Source organism: Streptomyces sp. NBC_00353 (genome assembly GCF_036108815.1).
Classification (GTDB): Bacteria; Actinomycetota; Actinomycetes; order Streptomycetales; family Streptomycetaceae; genus Streptomyces.
The window spans coordinates 8,107,627-8,121,981 of sequence record NZ_CP107985.1 but is presented as its reverse complement, the minus strand read 5'-3'; the positions used below and the strand labels follow the sequence as shown (position 1 = coordinate 8,121,981).

The 14,355-nt window shown below is 72.0% G+C and carries 13 protein-coding genes; 6 read left to right on the top strand and 7 right to left on the bottom strand.

Annotation, left to right across the window (positions count from 1 at the left end):
* Positions 1-122: 122 nt before the first annotated feature.
* The 4 genes from OHA88_RS36635 to OHA88_RS36620 form a co-directional block, all read right to left on the bottom strand.
* Entirely contained in the window at positions 123-1,286 is a 1,164-nt protein-coding gene (locus OHA88_RS36635) for a glycosyltransferase (RefSeq protein WP_328628657.1), read from the bottom strand.
* The gene (locus OHA88_RS36630) at positions 1,283-2,593 is read right to left on the bottom strand and encodes a glycosyltransferase family 4 protein (RefSeq protein WP_328628656.1); all 1,311 of its coding nucleotides are present in this window, start codon (positions 2,591-2,593) and stop codon (positions 1,283-1,285) included. The genes OHA88_RS36635 and OHA88_RS36630 overlap by 4 nt, the downstream gene beginning before the upstream one ends.
* Positions 2,594-2,734: 141 nt before the next feature.
* Positions 2,735-4,153 carry a HEAT repeat domain-containing protein gene (locus OHA88_RS36625; RefSeq protein ID WP_328628655.1) on the bottom strand — a complete coding sequence of 473 codons (1,419 nt, stop codon included), beginning with the start codon at positions 4,151-4,153 and terminating at the stop codon, positions 2,735-2,737.
* Between the two features lie 218 nt (positions 4,154-4,371).
* Entirely contained in the window at positions 4,372-4,764 is a 393-nt protein-coding gene (locus OHA88_RS36620) for an ankyrin repeat domain-containing protein (RefSeq protein ID WP_267006263.1), read from the bottom strand.
* Positions 4,765-5,072: 308 nt separating this feature from the next.
* On the opposite strand from OHA88_RS36620, the gene OHA88_RS36615 reads away from it, so the two are divergent.
* Both OHA88_RS36615 and OHA88_RS36610 read left to right on the top strand, forming a co-directional pair.
* Positions 5,073-5,267 (top strand): hypothetical protein, encoded by a 195-nt coding sequence (locus OHA88_RS36615; protein WP_328628654.1) that lies wholly within the window; start codon positions 5,073-5,075, stop codon positions 5,265-5,267.
* A 39-nt stretch (positions 5,268-5,306) separates the two neighbouring features.
* The gene (locus OHA88_RS36610) at positions 5,307-6,923 is read left to right on the top strand and encodes an ATP-binding protein (RefSeq protein ID WP_328628653.1); all 1,617 of its coding nucleotides are present in this window, start codon (positions 5,307-5,309) and stop codon (positions 6,921-6,923) included.
* Positions 6,924-7,031: 108 nt separating this feature from the next.
* On the opposite strand, the gene OHA88_RS36605 is transcribed toward OHA88_RS36610, so the two are convergent.
* On the bottom strand, positions 7,032-8,531 hold the full coding sequence (locus OHA88_RS36605; RefSeq protein ID WP_267006261.1) for an SCO1417 family MocR-like transcription factor: 1,500 nt from the start codon (positions 8,529-8,531) through the stop codon (positions 7,032-7,034).
* Between the two features lie 102 nt (positions 8,532-8,633).
* Between OHA88_RS36605 and yczE the strand changes: the two genes are divergently transcribed.
* From yczE to OHA88_RS36585, 4 genes are all read left to right on the top strand, one after another.
* Positions 8,634-9,335 carry a membrane protein YczE gene (yczE, locus tag OHA88_RS36600; RefSeq protein ID WP_328628652.1) on the top strand — a complete coding sequence of 234 codons (702 nt, stop codon included), beginning with the start codon at positions 8,634-8,636 and terminating at the stop codon, positions 9,333-9,335.
* Entirely contained in the window at positions 9,332-10,096 is a 765-nt protein-coding gene (locus OHA88_RS36595) for a glycerophosphodiester phosphodiesterase family protein (RefSeq protein ID WP_328628651.1), read from the top strand. The genes yczE and OHA88_RS36595 overlap by 4 nt, the downstream gene beginning before the upstream one ends.
* A gap of 45 nt (positions 10,097-10,141) precedes the next feature.
* On the top strand, positions 10,142-11,518 hold the full coding sequence (locus OHA88_RS36590) for an MFS transporter (protein ID WP_328628650.1): 1,377 nt from the start codon (positions 10,142-10,144) through the stop codon (positions 11,516-11,518).
* A gap of 265 nt (positions 11,519-11,783) precedes the next feature.
* Positions 11,784-12,158, top strand: coding sequence for an RNA polymerase-binding protein RbpA (locus tag OHA88_RS36585; RefSeq protein WP_007262928.1), 375 nt, complete (start codon positions 11,784-11,786; stop codon positions 12,156-12,158).
* A gap of 368 nt (positions 12,159-12,526) precedes the next feature.
* Here OHA88_RS36585 and fxsA read toward each other — a convergent pair whose 3' ends face one another.
* The gene (gene fxsA, locus OHA88_RS36580) at positions 12,527-13,105 is read right to left on the bottom strand and encodes an FxsA family membrane protein (protein ID WP_328628649.1); all 579 of its coding nucleotides are present in this window, start codon (positions 13,103-13,105) and stop codon (positions 12,527-12,529) included.
* 56 nt (positions 13,106-13,161) lie between these two features.
* Entirely contained in the window at positions 13,162-13,929 is a 768-nt protein-coding gene (locus OHA88_RS36575; protein WP_328628648.1) for a polyprenol monophosphomannose synthase, read from the bottom strand.
* Between the last annotated feature and the right edge of the window lie 426 nt (positions 13,930-14,355).

Genomic DNA, 14,355 nt, shown 5'->3' with positions numbered 1-14,355 from the left:
CCCGGGTGAGACCGGCAGGGCCCCCGTCACCGACACCGGAGCCGACGCAGAGCTCGACGCGGACGCCGGCGCCCCTGGCAACGGCACGGCCGTCGCCCCGGCCGACCGCACCCCCGACCCCGTCATGCCCGCACCCCCGGTATCCCGCCCCGGTCCTGCACGTCGTGGGCGGCCAGGAATGCCGCCACCGAGCGGTCCCAGCCGAAGAGTTCGGCGCGCTGCCTCGCCGCCGCGCGCCGCCCCGCTTCGGGGCGCGCCAGCAACTCCCGTACGGCAGCGGCGAATGCTTCACCCGTGTCCGCCGCGGCCACTCCCGCTTCGCCGATCACCTCCGGCAGCGCGGAGCTCGCGCTCGCCACCACCGGGGTGCCGCAGGCCAGTGCTTCCAGGGCCGACAGGCCGAACGTCTCGGCCGGGCCGGGGGCCAGGCAGAGGTCGGCCGCGGCCTGCAGATCCGCCACCCGTTCGCGGTCCCGCACATGCCCCAGGAACTCGACCGCCAGCCGCTCCGCCCGCGCCCGGCTCTCCAGCCCCGCGCGCAGCGGCCCGTCGCCCGCGACCACCAGCGTCGCACGCACACCCAGGCCGTCGAGGACGGCGAGCGCGTCCAGGGCCCGACCGGGCCGCTTCTCCACCGAGAGGCGGGAGCACATCAGAAGAAGCACGGACCGGCCGCGGACGTGCCGGGCACGCAGGACCAGGCTGCGCCGGCCCGGGCGGCAGCGCTGCAGGTCCACGCCGAGCGGGGCGCGGACCACATTGCGTGCGCCGATCCGGACGAACTCGCGCTCCGCCCACTCCGTGGTGCACACGATCCGGGTGTAGGCGTGTGCGCTGAGGGTGTTGAGGCGGTCGGCGGTCCGCGCTGCCGCGCCGGCCGGGACGCCCCAGGTGCGCAGCACCCCGTCCGCGGTCTCGTGGGAGACCATCACGGCGGGCACCCGGGCGCGGCGGGCCCATTCGCCCGTCCAGCGCAGGGTGGTGCGGTCGGACACCTCCAGGCGGTCGGGCCGCAGCGTTTCGAGGAGGTGCCGGAGGGTGCGTCGGCCGGCCAGTACGCGATAGCCGCCGCTGCCCGGCAGCGCCGGTCCCGGGAGGGTGATCACCCTGCCCTGTGCGGTGCGTACATCGCTCGCGCTGTCGCCGGGCACGACGAGTACCGCCTCGTGCCCGGCCGCGAGGTAGCCGCGGCCGAGTTCGTCCAGGGCGGTGCGCAGTCCGCCGGAGGACGGGGTGACGAAGTTCGCCAGGCGGACAATGGTCTTTCCCCGCTCGCGCCCGGTCATGCGGCCACCGCCGTCCGGCCGCGCAGCACCTCGTCGTAGTGGTCCAGCAGTTGATCGCCGACGGCTTCCCACGTCCGGCCCTCGACCATGGTCCGCCCGGCCCGCCCGTAGGCCGCCGCGCGCGCGGGGTCGGCGACGAGTGCGCCGACGGCTGCCCGTACCGCGTCGGCGTCGTGCGGCGGGACCAGCAGGCCGGTCCTCCCGTGGTCGACGAGGTCGAGCGGCCCGCCCGCCGCCGGGGCGATGACGGGCACACCGGAGGCCATGGCCTCCTGCACCGTCTGGCAGAACGTCTCGTACGGGCCGGTGTGCACGAACATGTCCAGCGAGGCGAACAGGCGGGCGAGATCCTCCCCGATCCTGCGGCCGAGGAAGACGGCGCCGGGCAGGGCCGCTCGCAGCGATGCGCCGCTGGGGCCGTCCCCGACGACCACGACCCGCACCCCGGGCAGCCCGCAGGCACCGGCAAGGAGTTCGACGTGCTTCTCCGCGGCGAGCCGGCCGACGTATCCGATGATCTTCTCGCCGCCGGGCGCGAGGCGGTGGCGCAACGCCTCGTCGCGCAGTCCCGGCCGGAACCGTACGGTGTCGACGCCGCGCGGCCACAGCCGCACCCGCTCCACGCCGTGCTCGGTGAGGTCGCGGACGGCGGCGGTGGAGGGAGCGAGGGTGCGGTCGGCGGCGCTGTGCACCGCGCGCATCCGGCGCCAGGCGGTGTTCTCGCCGGCACCGAGGTACGTACGGGCGTAGCCGGCCAGGTCGGTCTGGTAGACGGCCACGGCAGGCAGCCCGAGCCGGGCGGCTGCCGCCATGCCGCGTGCGCCGAGCACGAACGGTCCGGCGAGATGGACGAGTTCGGCCCGGTGGGCAATGAGGGCGGCCATCAGCCGACGGCTCGGAAGTGCCACGCGGACCTGGGAGTAGCCGGGCAGGGGCAGGGAAGGGACGCGCACCACGGGGCAGGGCGCGGCCGATTCGAAGACGTCGGGGGTGCCGGAGGCACCCGGGTACGGGGTCGAGGAGGCCGGGGGGCGTGCGGGGTCACTGCCGGTGGGCGGCTCCCACGGGGTGCCGGAGGCACCCGGGTACGGGACCGAAGCAGCCGGCGGCCGCGCAGGGTCACTGGCGGCGGGTGGCCTCCACGGAGTGCCGGAGGAACGGGATGTGGCCGTCGCACCGGCCGTGGCCGGGGCTATGACGAGCGGTTCATGGCCCCGCGCGGCAAGGTGCCGGGCGGTCTGCATGGTGCAGTGGGCCACGCCGTTGACATCGGGCGGGAAGGATTCGGTGACGATGACGACACGCATACCCGTGTTGTCGTCGCACCGGACGTGACGGGGCCGACTTGGATCTTTCCACCCGGGGAACGTCCAGTGAGCGTTCGACGTCCGGTGGCAGGGTGCGCCGCGCTCCCCCGAAGCGCTGCGCCCTCCTGTGCGTGCCGCGGGTCAGACAGCCGGGGCGTCGGGCCCGATCCTGCTGCGTACCGCGGTCTGTACCTCGGCCTCCTCGGCCGGGTCGGCGGCCAGTCGGCGCAACCGTTCGGCAACCCTGATGTCGCCGGTCTCCGCGTGCAGTGCGGCGACCTCCCGAGTGGTCTCCTCGCAGTCCCACAGGCATTCGACGGCGAAGCCGGTGGCGAACGAGGGGTCGGTGGCCGCGAGTGCGCGCGCCGCCCGGCCGCGCAGATGTGAGGAGGACGTCTCCCGGTAGACGTGTCGCAGGACGGGTGCGGCGCAGGCGATGCCCAGCCGGCCCGTGCCGTCGACGAGGGTCCACAGGCGTTGTGCGTCCGGCCCTTCGCCGCGTACGGCGTCACGCAGAGCGGCGAGGACGAGTGATGCGTCCTGGTCGCCGCCCCGGCAGGCGAGCACACCGGCGGCGGAGGCGCCGAGCGCGTCGGGCCGTCGGGCCCAGATACGGGCCCGGTCCACCGCCGCGTCGCCGCACATCCGCTCGAAGGCGGCGACTGCCGCGTCGGCGACCGTGCGCGAGGGGCTGACCGCCGCGGCTTCGATCAGGTCGAGCACGGCCGGGTCCCTGGCTTCGGACAGGTAGTGCAGAGCCGCGCAGCGGGCGCCTTCCGGGCCGCTGCGGGCAGCCTCGACGATCACCGGCCGGTCGTCGGGGCCGGCGACGGCGGTGAGGCAGCGGGCAGCCGGGACGTGAAGAAGGGTGCCGCGGTCCAGTCCCTGCTGTGCCCAGTCGAAGACGGCCTGGACGCTCCAGCCGGGGCGTGGGCCGCCGGGGCGCATCTGTCGCTGCCAGCGGTCGAACGAGCCCTGTTCCGATGCGGCCCTGATCCTTGCTCCGACCGCTTCGCGCGGATCGTCCGCCCACAGCCGCCAGGGCCGGGGCTCGAAGGCGTCCCGTACGGCGGCCGCGAGCTCGGCGGCGCCTTCCTCGGTGTCCGGGAACCGGGCCAGGACGGGCACCGCGAGCGTGCGGAGTCCCGCGTCGTCGTCGCGCAGGGCCAGCTCGTCGAGGGCCCACGCCCAGTTGGCGCCGGTCGCCGCGTACCGCCGCAGCAGGTTCAGGGCGTCGGAGCGACCGTACGAGGCGAGGTGGCCGAGGACCGCGAGGGCCAGACCGGTCCGTGAATCGTCGGTGTCGATGTGGTCGTCCGGATCGCTCAGGTGCTGCTCGATCTCCTCGATGCCGCCGTCGAGGTCGAGATACAGACGTGCGTAGTAGAGGGAGCGGTTCTCGACCTGCCAGTCGTGACGCGGATCGCTCAGGACGCAGTGGTTGAGGGCCGCGAGGGCCTCGGCACGTGGTGCGGCGAGCGCGTGGAGCGTGCCGTCGCCGCGGCCCCTCTGCAACAGGCCGAGCAGGGTGCCGCTCGGCGCTATGAACGGATCGAACATGGGAAAAGCCTCACATCAAGCTGTCGACGCAACCGGGACTGTGCAGTTCCAAGTGCCGGGTGGGCACTACGCCGCGCAGCAACATGATCGGCCGACCGCCGTCTTCTGCTTGGTGTAGACCATCTTCCTCTACCTCTCGTCGGTGGCCCGAATCGGGCCCGCGACGTCATGATGACCCAGCCATTTCGTCACCGCGACCACATTTACCGCGTACCCGCTCAGCGGGAGCCGAAGAGTTCCAGCAGGTCGGCCTTACCGAACATGCGCGCGGTGTCCAGCGCGGACGGTGTTCCGGCCGCCGGGTCGGCACCCGCGGCGAGCAGTGCCTCGATCACCGCGTCCTCCCCCTTGAAGACGGCTCCGGCGAGCGGCGTCTGCCCGCGGTCGTTGGCCCGGTCCGGATCGGCGCCGCGGCCGACGAGGGCGGTGACCGCCTCGGCGTGCCCGTGATAGGCGGCGAGCATCAGCAGCGAATCACCCCGGTCGTTGGTCAGGTTCGCGGGCACACCGGCGTCCACATACGCGGCGAGCGTCTCGGTCTCCCCGCGGCGCGCCAGGTCGAAGACCTTGGTCGCCAGCTCCACGACCTCGGGATCTGGGACTTCGCTCATCGGACGGACCGCCTTCCACGAACTCGTTGCTGCTGACCGGGTGGGCCGTACGGCACGGGGGCCGTACGAGTGAATCGACAGGGTACTGCTCCACGGCACACATCCTCCGGACCGGCCGTGGCTGGATCACGCCGAGTGAGGTCAGAGCGGTGCGCCGTGCCGGATGTTCCGCCCGAACCGGGCCCTCCTGTCCGCCGTTCCGGTGAAAACAACAGCCTTTCACTCGATTGCACCTTTTATCCTATAGATACTTTTTGTGAGCCTGGAAGGACTCATGGTGACTGTCCCCCCAAACAGGAGAACCACTCATGAACCTTTCCATGTCTGGCGTCGTCATCCTCGGCATCATCGTCTTCCTGTTCTTCAGGAAGGACGGTCTGAAGGGCTCGCACGCCCTCGTCACCGCCCTGTTCGGCTTCTATCTGGCAGGCACCGCCATCGCACCGAGCATCACCGCGGGCGGCGCGAGCCTGGCCGGCCTGCTGGGCGGGATCAAGTTCTGACCCTCCGCGACCGCTCCCACCCCACCTCAGGAGACCGACGTGGCCCGGCGACCACTCCCCCGCATTCTGAGCAGCGGCAGCGCTTCGATCACTCGCGGTCGCGAGCTCGCGCGCACGGCCGCCGACAACGCCACCGACGTCCTCCACCCGCTGTTCACGGTCACGCGTGGGCTGCGGCTGCTGGTCGGCGCAGGACGGCGGAAGTGGGCCGCGACACCCAAGGAGCGGCGTGGCCCCACGCTGTTCCTCGTCGCGGCCTGCGTATTCGTGGTGGCGCTCGTCCCCTACGGGCCCCTGCTCGCCCTGGCCGCGGTGATGGGCGCCGCCGCATGGAAGGGGCGCGAGCGTACGCCGGTGAAGACCGGCCCCGGCAAGACCGAGACCGGGCGGCTGCAGGCCCTGTACGAGGCGCTCGTGCCGTACTTCTCCGTGGCCGACGACCCGAGTCCGCTGTTCGCTCACGGCGGCGACTGGGGGAAGGCGTTCAGCGGTTACGAGTTCGACGGCGACGGACGCGTCACCCGGCTCAAGGTCGCGTACCCCGCGTACTTCACCGACGGCGAGGCCGCCGCCCGCATCCGGATCGAACAGCTGCTGCACGCCAAGTCGGGCCGCGGTCGCGAGTACCACTTCGCCTGGGACGAGGAGGCCAACCAGCTCGTGATGAGCGTCCTCGACGCCCTGCCCACCTCGATCGCCGCCCAGCGCTTCGTCACCACACCCGGGGAGACGGTGCTGGGCTTCACCGACGACGACGCGGTGCAGCGGACGGTGCCGATCACCGACGGCGAGGAGACCCGGGACGCACCCCCGGTCGTCTGGCGGACCGGCGCCCGCTCCACGGAACCGCATCTGCTGATCGTCGGACAGCCGGGCAGCGGCACCTCGACGCTGATGCGCTCCATCGCCCTGCAGGCGCTCCAGCACGGCGACATCGTCATCATCGAAGGCAGCGGAACCGGCGAGTACGCCTGCCTGACCGGACGCACCGGGGTGCTGGCCGTCGAGTGCGGACTGGCCGGTGCGCTGGCCACCCTGGAGTGGGCGGCCCATGAGACGGAGCGGCGGCTGATCGCCGCCAACCGGGCCCGGCAGGCGGGACACCCCCCGCCCGAGGACACCAAGCGCCCGCTCTGGATCCTGCTGGACCGGCCCAGTGTCCTCGGCCATCTCGCGGCCGTCGACGGCCGGCCCGACCCGCAGGAACTGCTTCAGGTGCCGTTGCGGCACGGCAGGGCGGCCAATGTCACCGTGGTGACGACCGACCAGTTCGACAGTCTGGACACGCTCAGCGAGACCGTACGGACCCACACCCGGGCCCGGGTCGTCCTCGGCCCCTGCGCACGCGACCAGGTCGAGTCCGTGCTGGGCCTGGAGCCGCACACCACCCCGCCACCGGACGTCCCGCCCGGCCGGGGATACACGCGGCTCGGCACCGGCCCGGTGCTGCGGCTCCAGGTGCCGGCCACACCGGACCCGTACGACGACGCGACGAGCGAGGCACACCGGCAGGCGGTGCTCGATCTGCTGCCCGCGCCACAGTCGGCGGTCGAGGCGACCGTGCCGGAACCCACAAGTCCGGACCCGTTGCCCGCGGAGACCGCCCTGGCGGCGGGGCACGTCCTGACAGCCGAGCAGCTGATGCTCAGCGAGTAGGCGTACGAAGGGGCGGGCGGAGCGGACGGGTGGCGGACCCGGTCCGCCACCCGTCCGCTCCGCCCGCCCCACAGCGATGTGGCCGTGGCGGCGATCCGGCCGCCTGGGTCAGGCGACGAATGTCCTCGGCGCCTCCGCCCCCGCGCTCGCCCCCGACCCGACCAACTGCGCCGCCGCCGCGAGCCGCGCCGCCGCCTCGTCCGCCACCGGCCCGCCGACCGTGAACGGCAGCCGGACGTACCCCTCGAAGGCGCCGTCGACACCGAACCGCGGGCCCGACGGCACCCGCACCCCCACGCGCTCGCCCGCCACGGCCAGCCGCGACCCCGACAGTCCGCCCGTGCGCACCCAGAGCGTCAGCCCGCCGCGCGGCACCTCGAACTCCCACTCCGGCAGTTCCCGGCGCACCGCCGCGACCAGCGCGTCCCGGTTCTCCCGTGCCTGGCCGCGGCGGATCTCCACCGCTTCCTCCCAGCCCCCGGTACGCATCAGCCAGTTGATCGCGAGCTGCTCCAGTACGGGAGTGCCCATGTCGGCGTAGGCCCGGGCGGACACCAGACTGCGGATCACGTCGGGCGCGGCCCGCACCCAGCCGATCCGCATGCCGGCCCAGAAGGCCTTGCTGGCCGAGCCGACGGTGACCACGGTGCTGCCCGCCGGATCGAAGGCGCAGACCCGGCGCGGCATCTCCACATCGTCGTCCAGGTAGAGCTCGTTCATGGTCTCGTCGACGACCAGGACGGTCCCGGCGGAGCGGGCCGCGTCCACCAGGGCCCGGCGCTGGTTCTCGTCCGCGAGCGCGCCGGTGGGGTTGTGGAAGTCCGCCACGACGTAGGCGAGCCGGGGGGCCGCGTCCCGCAGCACGTGCCGCCAGCGGTTCATGTCCCAGCCGCCGATCCCCTCCTCCATCGCCACCGGCACCAACCGGGCGCCGGCCTCCCGCATCAGCTGCAGGATGTTGGCGTACGACGGGGACTCCACCGCGATCCGCTCGCCGCGCCCCGCGAAAAGATGGCAGATGGCGTCGATCGCGCCCATCGCACCGGTGGTGACCATGATCTGTTCCGGCATGGTGGCGATGCCGCGCTCGGTGTAGCGGTCTGCGATCATCTGCCGCAGCGCGGGCAGCCCAGCCGGGTAGTCGCCGTGGGTGTGCGCATACGGCGGCAGTTCTTCCAGGGCGCCCTGGACGGCGCGGGTCAGCCAGGGTTCGGGCGCGGGCAGCGAGGCACAGCCCAGGTCGATCATCGAACCGAGCGACTCCGGGGGCAGCGGTTCGAGACCGCGGGCGGGCAGTGGATTGCCCGCCGGCACGGCGGTCCAGCTCCCGGCGCCGCGGCGGGACTCCAGGAACCCCTCGGCCCGCAGCGCCTCGTATGCGGCGGCGACGGTGGTGCGGCTGACGGACAGGCCGAGCGCCAGTTCACGCTCGGCGGGGAGCCGGGCGGCGACCGGCACCCGGCCCTCGAGGACGAGCAGTCGGATGCCGTCGGCGAGCGCGCGGTAGGCGGGCGGCCTGCGTGCGCCGGGGCCCATGGGCTTCTGCTGCTGGGCCTGGAGCTGCCGGGCGAGCTGCGCGGCACCGACGGCCGAAGTCCACTGCGCCATGAAAATCAGTCCACCTTCCTCGGATTGGCCATAGTTGGTAGCCAATACCTCGCCCCAGAGTGTCATGCGTCGGTCCACTGCCACCACACCAGGGAGCACATCTTGTCCAACACCGCCGTCCCGCGCGGGGCGCATCTCACCCGGCGGCTGGTCCAGCTGTACGCCGGTCTGGCCCTGTACGGAGTGAGCTCGGCGCTCCTCGTCCGCGCCGGACTCGGCCTCGAACCCTGGGGGGTGCTGCACCAGGGGCTCGCCGAGCGCACCGGGCTCTCCATCGGAGTCGTCGCGATCATCGTCGGCGCGGCGGTCCTGCTGCTGTGGATCCCGATGAGGCAGCGCCCCGGCCTCGGGACGGTCTCCAACGTCTTCGCCATCGGCCTCGCCATGGACGGCACGCTCGCCCTCGTCCCCGAGGTGCACGGCCTCACCGGACGGATCACGTTGATGGTCGCGGGGATCGTGCTCAACGGTGTCGCGACGGGGCTGTACATCGCGGCGCGGTTCGGCCCCGGTCCGCGCGACGGACTGATGACCGGACTGCACCGGCGCACCGGCCGCTCGATCCGGACGGTCCGCACGGCGATCGAGGTGGCGGTGGTGGCGACCGGCTTCGTGCTCGGCGGCTCCCTGGGAGTGGGCACGGTCCTCTACGCGCTCAGCATCGGCCCGCTCGCCCAGCTCTTCCTGCGCGTGTTCGCCGTCCCCGGGGCCGATCCCGCCGACCGGACCGTCGCTCCCGCGCCGGAGTCCGGCACCACCGCCGTCACCGCACCGTCACCGGAGGAGGCCATACTTCCGCAGTGACCTCCCTACGCCACCCGTATCTGGACCATCCCGTGACGATCCCGTTCGCCCACCGCGGTGGAGCGGCGGACGGGATCGAGAACACGACGGCCGCGTTCCGCCGGGCCGCCGATGCCGGCTACCGGTACTTCGAGACCGATGTGCACACGACGTCGGACGGGCGCCTGGTCGCCTTCCACGACACCACCCTGGACCGGGTGACGGACGCCTGGGGCCGGATCGCCGACCTGCCGTGGAGCGAGGTGCGGCAGGCCCGGGTGGCGGGCCGCGAACCGCTGCCGCTGTTCGAGGAGTTGCTGGAGGAATTCCCCGACGCCCGCTGGAACGTGGACATCAAGGCCGAGCCGGCCCTGGTCCCGCTGATCGATCTGATCCGCCGGACGGATGCCTGGGACCGGGTGTGCGTCGGCTCGTTCTCGGAGACCCGGGTGGCCAGGGCGCACCGCCTCGCGGGCCCCCGGCTCGCCACCTCGTACGGTGTCCGCGGCGTCCTCGGCCTGCGCCTGCGCTCGTACGGCATACCGGCCGCACTGCGCGCCGGAGCGGTGTGCGCGCAGGTCCCGGAGACCCAGAACGGGGTCAGGGTGGTCGACCGGCGCTTCGTCCGGGAGGCCCATGCGCGCGGACTCCAGGTCCATGTCTGGACGGTGAACGAACCGGAGCGGATGGCAGCGCTCCTCGATCTCGGTGTGGATGGCATCATGACCGATCACATCGAGACGCTGCGTACGGTGCTGAGCGAGCGGGGGGCCTGGGCCTGACGCCGGCCCGGCGGCGTCCCACGGGGAGACACGAGGGGGTGCGGGTTGAGCGCCGAGTCCGCAGACACCGCTGAGCCGACGCCGGAACGCGCCACCGAGGGTGCCGACGCCGAGGGCCGCAGACGCGAACAACGCGGCTGGTACTTCTACGACTTCGCGTGTTCGGTCTACTCGACCAGCGTCCTCACGGTGTTCCTCGGCCCCTATCTGACGTCGATAGCCAAGGCCGCCGCGGACGCCGACGGTTTCGTGCACCCGCTCGGCATCCCGGTACGCGCCGGTTCGCTCTTTGCCTACGCGGTCTCGGTGTCCGTCGTCGTCGCGGTGGTGGTGATGCCGATCGTGGGCGCCGCCGCCGACCGTACGGGCCGCAAGAAACCGCTGCTCGCGGCCGCCGCATATGTGGGCGCGGCCGCGACGACCGGGATGTTCTTCCTGGACGGCCACCGCTATCTGCTGGGTGCGTTCCTGCTGATCGTGGCGAACGCGTCGATCTCGGTGTCGATGGTGCTCTACAACGCGTATCTGCCGCAGATCGCCGGGCCCGACGAGCGCGACGCGGTCTCCTCACGCGGCTGGGCCTTCGGCTACACGTCGGGGGCGCTCGTCCTCGTCCTCAATCTGATCCTCTACACGGGCCACGACTCGTTCGGCCTCTCCGAGTCCGACGCGGTGCGGACCTGCCTCGCCTCGGCGGGTGTCTGGTGGGGCGCGTTCACCCTCGTGCCGCTGCGACGGCTGCGCGACCGGCGGGTGGCACCCGGCGGCGAGGGTGCGGTCGGCTCCGGCTGGCGGCAGCTGCGCGCCACTCTGCGCGACATGCGCCGGCACCCGCTCACCCTCTCCTTCCTCCTGGCCTATCTGGTCTACAACGACGGCATCCAGACGGTGATCTCGCAGGCTTCGGTGTTCGGCTCCGAGGAGCTCGGCCTCGACCAGACGACGTTGATCACCGCCGTGCTGCTGGTGCAGGTGCTCGCGGTGGCGGGGGCGCTGGGGATGGGGAGGCTGGCACGGGCGTACGGGGCGAAGCGCACGATCCTGGCCTCGCTCGTCGTCTGGACCCTGATCCTCGTCTCCGGCTACTTCCTTCCCCCGGACGCCCCGGCCTTCTTCTACGTACTGGCCTCGGCGATCGGCCTGGTGCTCGGCGGCAGCCAGGCGCTGTCGCGCTCGCTGTTCTCCCATCTGGTGCCGCGCGGCAAGGAGGCCGAGTACTTCTCCGCGTACGAGATGAGCGACCGCGGACTGAGCTGGCTGGGGCCACTGGTGTTCGGTCTCGCGTATCAGCTGACCGGCAGCTATCGGGATGCAATCATCTCGTTGGTGATCTTCTTCGTGATCGGTTCGGTACTGCTCGCGAGGGTGCCCGTACGGCAGGCCGTTGCGGCGGCAGGGAATCCCGTTCCGGAACGGATTTAGACGTTGAAGTGAAAGGCCGGTAGTGTACGCCTTTGGCCTGCCCGGAGGACCGTTACTGCGAGTGGAAGAAGCCAAACTGTTGGGTGACAACTTCTGCCAGATGTGACAAACCGGGCATTGGTGGGTACCCCAACCCTGAAAAAGCAGCGGCACGACGGGCGACGCATGACCGGCAACGGGAATCTTTACCGCCGACCGGACGTTGACCGGATGACGACGACAGCGACACCTGTCCTGTGGGCGACAAGCCCGGGAGGCACGATTCATGAGTGAGCGAGCTCTCCGCGGCACGCGACTCGTGGTTACCAGCTACGAGACGGACCGCGGCATCGATCTGGCCCCGCGCCAGGCGGTGGAGTACGCATGCCAGAACGGACATCGATTTGAGATGCCGTTCTCGGTAGAGGCGGAAATTCCGCCGGAGTGGGAGTGCAAGGCGTGCGGCGCCATGGCACTCCTGGTGGACGGGGATGGCCCCGAGGAGAAGAAGGGCAAGCCTGCGCGTACGCACTGGGACATGCTCATGGAGCGGCGCACACGCGAGGAGCTGGAGGAGGTGCTGGCCGAGAGGCTGGCGGTTCTGCGCTCCGGAGCCATGAACATTGCCGTGCATCCGCGGGACAGCAGGAAGTCTGCCTGACCGCGCAACACCGCACCTAGACAGAGCCGCGGGCCGTGGCACACCGAGTGTGTGCCACGGCCCGCGGCTCTGTCTGTCGTGCGCAGGGGCCCGCCGAGAGTCCCTGCCCTCACGCGCCGGACGGGCTGCGGGGCTCCACGGCGCAGGTTCCAGGGGCACCCGCACGTTGAGCGGTCCCCCGGATGCGCCGGACATCGCGCGGGAACCGAAGATGTCCTCAAGCGCCGGACGGCTTGAATTTCTCGCCCGGCGGCGGCTCGGGCATGAACGTCCGACGCACTTCCGGATGTGAGCACCAGGCACGGACGGACCAGTCCGCCCGGGGCTCGAGGACAGCAGTTCCGCGCAGGCCGTGGGGCGCGGCTCGGTCAGGGAGTCAGTGGCGGGCGGGGGTTCTCGTCCGGGTGCCGGTCGGTCTCGCGGATCACCTCGCCCTGGACGATCTTTCCGTCCGGGCGGTGGATCCGGGCCTGCTGGAAGGCGTCGGAGAGGCTCCCCGGTGTCGCTGCGCGCATCCGGCGCTCCAGGGACTTCTCCGCGCGCCTGCCGAGCGTCGCCCGCACCGGCGGCACCAGCAGCAGAAGTCCCGCCACGTCCGAGATGAACCCCGGGATCATGATCAGCAGCCCGCCGAGCATCAGCAACCCGTTGCCCTTGCTGCCCGACGGGGCGGCAGGCGACGCGTCGGCGGCCCCCGGCTGCCCCGGCATCCGCTGGAGCGTCTCGGTGAGGTTGCGGAAGGCCCGGCGGCCGGCCGACTTCATCACGACGACCCCGAGCACGACGCCCCCGATCAGGAGCAGCAGCACGGTGAACCCGCCCACGACGTCCGCCACCACGGTCAGCAGCCAGATCTCCAGCACCGCCCAGGCGGCGACGGCGAGGGGGATGAAGGTACGGGCGCGCGAGCGCCGCTGGGCGGGCGGGGGCGGTGTGCCGGTCGTCATGGTCCCCAGTGTGCCTGGACGCACGTCCGAGCGGGATAAGCGGGGTGTGAGGGCGATCAGGAGGGCCTGCGGCCCAGAACCCGGTTCGTGCGGGCGGTGACGCCCCACGCCGTGACCCGCCACAGCGCCTCGACGAGGATGTCGCGGCTCATCTTGGAGTCGCCGACCTCGCGGTCCACGAAGGTGATCGGGACCTCGACCACGTGGTATCCCGCGTCGACGGCGCGGCGGGCCAGGTCGACCTGGAAGCAGTAGCCCTGGGAGGCGACCTCGTCGAGGCCGATGCCCTGCAGGGTCTCCGCCCGGAAGGCCCGGTAGCCGCCGGTGACGTCCCGGGTCCGCAGCCCGAGCAGCAGCCGGGAGTACGTGCTGCCGCCCCGGGAGATCATTTCGCGGGACTTGGGCCAGTTGACCACGCGGCCGCCCGGCACCCAGCGCGAGCCGAGCACCAGGTCGGCGCCCTTGAGCGCGGTGAGCAGCCGGGGCAGTTCCTCGGGCTGGTGGGAGCCGTCGGCGTCCATCTCGACAAGGACGCCGTAGCCGTGCTCGATACCCCAGCGGAAGCCCGCCAGGTATGCGGCACCGAGCCCTTCCTTGGCCTGCCGGTGCAGTACCTGCACTTGGCTGTCGGCGGCGGCGAGCTCGTCGGCGATCTTGCCGGTGCCGTCGGGGCTGTTGTCGTCGGCGACCAGGATGTCCGCGTCCGGCACTGCGGTGCGCACCCGGGTGACGATCGGCTTGATGTTCTCGGCCTCGTTGTAGGTCGGGATGATCACCAACGCTCTGCCGAGCGGGCCGTATCGCCTCTGACCGCCGTCGTTCACTTACTGCCCCTCACGTCCGTACGCAGGTGCACACCATATCGACCGCATACGGGACCGAGGACCGACGCGGTAGGGAGGTATCGGGAGCCGGGCCGGACAGAAGGAGGGAAGTGCGGACAGAAGCTCGGACAGAACTGCGGATCGGGGCCCGGCGTCCTTCGGGCCGACCTGGGTCCCGCTGGCTGCGGGTCGACCGAAAGCCGTTGTCTACTGAACGTCCGGGCCCCACCCGGGTCGCACCTGCCGTCCGGTTCGAACCTTCCCTCGCCCCCGAGGCGCGGGCGCTGAACCTGGCTGTCAGTGGTGGTGCACCGGTGCGGCACACCACCCCATGACCCAGCGGCGTTCGACGACTGCATGGAGGTTCAACCGGTCGGACGTCCTGTGGTGGACTCGGCCGAACCTACCGGCCCGTGGGCGCCTTCT

Coding starts and splice junctions, on each gene's coding strand:
- OHA88_RS36620 (WP_267006263.1), bottom strand. CDS start 4,764: ATGAGCGAAGTCCCAGATCCCGAGGTCGTGGAGCTGGCGACCAAGGTC.
- OHA88_RS36635 (WP_328628657.1), bottom strand. CDS start 1,286: ATGACCGGGCGCGAGCGGGGAAAGACCATTGTCCGCCTGGCGAACTTC.
- OHA88_RS36615 (WP_328628654.1), top strand. CDS start 5,073: ATGAACCTTTCCATGTCTGGCGTCGTCATCCTCGGCATCATCGTCTTC.
- OHA88_RS36605 (WP_267006261.1), bottom strand. CDS start 8,531: ATGGCGCAGTGGACTTCGGCCGTCGGTGCCGCGCAGCTCGCCCGGCAG.
- fxsA (WP_328628649.1), bottom strand. CDS start 13,105: ATGACGACCGGCACACCGCCCCCGCCCGCCCAGCGGCGCTCGCGCGCC.
- OHA88_RS36630 (WP_328628656.1), bottom strand. CDS start 2,593: ATGCGTGTCGTCATCGTCACCGAATCCTTCCCGCCCGATGTCAACGGC.
- OHA88_RS36585 (WP_007262928.1), top strand. CDS start 11,784: ATGAGTGAGCGAGCTCTCCGCGGCACGCGACTCGTGGTTACCAGCTAC.
- OHA88_RS36625 (WP_328628655.1), bottom strand. CDS start 4,153: ATGTTCGATCCGTTCATAGCGCCGAGCGGCACCCTGCTCGGCCTGTTG.